The organism is Sphingomonas sp. A2-49 (genome assembly GCF_025548555.1).
Classification (GTDB): domain Bacteria; phylum Pseudomonadota; class Alphaproteobacteria; order Sphingomonadales; family Sphingomonadaceae; genus Sphingomonas.
In genome coordinates this window covers 1-2,500 of the sequence record NZ_JAJLPA010000043.1, presented here as the reverse complement: position 1 = coordinate 2,500, position 2,500 = coordinate 1, and the positions used below count along the sequence as shown (strand labels likewise).

Sequence of the window (2,500 nt, the reverse complement as noted above, 5' to 3'; positions counted from 1 at the left end):
CATGACCAGGATGAAGGTGCGGTAACACGCACTGGAGGTCCGAACCGATTAACGTTGAAAAGTTACCGGATGAGTTGTGTTTAGGGGTGAAAGGCCAATCAAGCCGGGAAATAGCTGGTTCTCCGCGAAAACTATTGAGGTAGTGCCTCGGATGGACACCCTAGGGGGTAGAGCACTGGATGGTTGCGGGGGTCGCGAGATCTACCAACACTAACCAAACTCCGAATACCTAGGAGTGATATCCGGGAGACAGACGGCGGGTGCTAAGGTCCGTCGTCAAAAGGGAAACAGCCCTGACCTACAGCTAAGGTCCCCAAGTCATCACTAAGTGGGAAAGCATGTGGAAATCCCAAAACAACCAGGAGGTTGGCTTAGAAGCAGCCATCCTTTAAAGAAAGCGTAACAGCTCACTGGTCTAAACAAGGGTTTCTGCGGCGAAGATGTAACGGGGCTAAAGTGATGCACCGAAGCTTAGGGTGTGGCGTTTAGACGTCACGCGGTAGCGGAGCGTTCCGTAAGCCGTTGAAGCGATCTGGTAATGGGTCGTGGAGGTATCGGAAGTGCGAATGCAGACATGAGTAGCGATAAAGAGGGTGAGATGCCCTCTCGCCGAAAGACCAAGGGTTCCTGCGCAAGGCTAATCCGCGCAGGGTGAGCCGGCCCCTAAGACGAGCCCGAAGGGGGTAGTCGATGGGAACCACGTTAATATTCGTGGGCCTGGTGGTGTGTGACGGATGGTGTGTGTTGTACGGCCTTATCGGATTGGCCGTGCTTCGAAACTGTTCCAGGAAATAGCCCCACCGTATAGACCGTACCCGAAACCGACACAGGTGGTCAGGTAGAGTATACCAAGGCGCTTGAGAGAAGTGTCCTGAAGGAACTCGGCAAATTGCCTCCGTACCTTCGGAAGAAGGAGGCCCTCATCGTGCGCAAGCATATTGAGGGGGCACAGGCCAGGGGGTAGCGACTGTTTAGCAAAAACACAGGGCTCTGCTAAGTCGGCTTCAAGACGACGTATAGGGCCTGACGCCTGCCCGGTGCCTGAAGGTTAAGTGGAGGGGTGCAAGCTCTGAAATGAAGCCCAGGTAAACGGCGGCCGTAACTATAACGGTCCTAAGGTAGCGAAATTCCTTGTCGGGTAAGTTCCGACCTGCACGAATGGCGTAACGACTTCCCCACTGTCTCCAGGACATGCTCAGCGAAATTGAATTCTCCGTGAAGATGCGGAGTACCCGCGGTTAGACGGAAAGACCCCGTGCACCTTTACTGCAGCTTCAGAGTGGCATTAGGAAAGAACTGTGTAGCATAGGTGGGAGGCTTTGAAGCGACGGCGCCAGCTGTCGTGGAGCCATAGGTGAAATACCACCCTGTTGTTTTCTGATGTCTAACCTCGTTCCGTAAGCCGGAATAGGGACCCTCTGTGGCGGGTAGTTTGACTGGGGCGGTCGCCTCCTAAAGAGTAACGGAGGCGCGCGATGGTGGGCTCAGGCCGGTTGGAAACCGGCTGTTAGAGTGCAATGGCATAAGCCCGCCTGACTGCGAGACTGACAAGTCGAGCAGAGACGAAAGTCGGTCATAGTGATCCGGTGGTCCCTCGTGGAAGGGCCATCGCTCAACGGATAAAAGGTACGCCGGGGATAACAGGCTGATAACCCCCAAGAGCTCATATCGACGGGGTTGTTTGGCACCTCGATGTCGGCTCATCACATCCTGGGGCTGGAGCAGGTCCCAAGGGTTTGGCTGTTCGCCAATTAAAGTGGTACGTGAGCTGGGTTCAGAACGTCGCGAGACAGTTTGGTCCCTATCTGCCGTGGGCGTCGAAATTTGAGAGGAGTTGACCCTAGTACGAGAGGACCGGGTTGAACGTACCTCTGGTGTACCTGTCGTCGTGCCAACGGCGCAGCAGGGTAGCTATGTACGGACGGGATAACCGCTGAAAGCATCTAAGCGGGAAGCCTCCCTCGAGATAAGATTTCATAGGACGGTCGGAGACCACGACCTTGATAGATCGGATGTGGAAGTGGAGTAATCCATGGAGCTAACCGATACTAATTGTCCTATTCGCGCTTGAGAGTCTCACACCATCAATGACAAAACTGGACCTCGGTCCAAGCGTCGTTGGTGACGTGGATGACTAGCGTCGAACGCCAGATTGAATACACATCCTCACAAAGGTGCATCGATTTTAGGAGCCCGTCACAATGAAAGTTGCGACGGGTCCCCAAGCCCAAACCACATCGAAGTACCACTTCGATGTGATACCCCCGTATCCGCCCGCTTCATTGCCTGGTGGCTATAGCGTCGGTGTCCCACCCGATCCCATCCCGAACTCGGCCGTGAAACCCGACTGCGCCAATGGTACTATCGCTCAAGCGATGGAAGAGTAGGTCGTCGCCAGGCATTGCAGCCGGCGGATACGAAACCATCCCGGAACCCATCCACATGTCACACACCCCGCGCGCCCGCGCACGGGGACGCCGAACCGCCCCATGGCGCGCAC

General features: G+C 55.4%; 2 rRNA genes (1 of these 2 cut by a window edge). Both read left to right on the top strand.

Annotation, left to right across the window (positions count from 1 at the left end):
- Positions 1–2,072: ribosomal RNA gene (locus LPN01_RS18935) — 23S ribosomal RNA — on the top strand (it extends 753 nt beyond the left edge of the window).
- A gap of 213 nt (positions 2,073–2,285) precedes the next feature.
- A 5S ribosomal RNA gene (gene rrf, locus LPN01_RS18930) occupies positions 2,286–2,400 on the top strand.
- Positions 2,401–2,500: the final 100 nt, after the last annotated feature.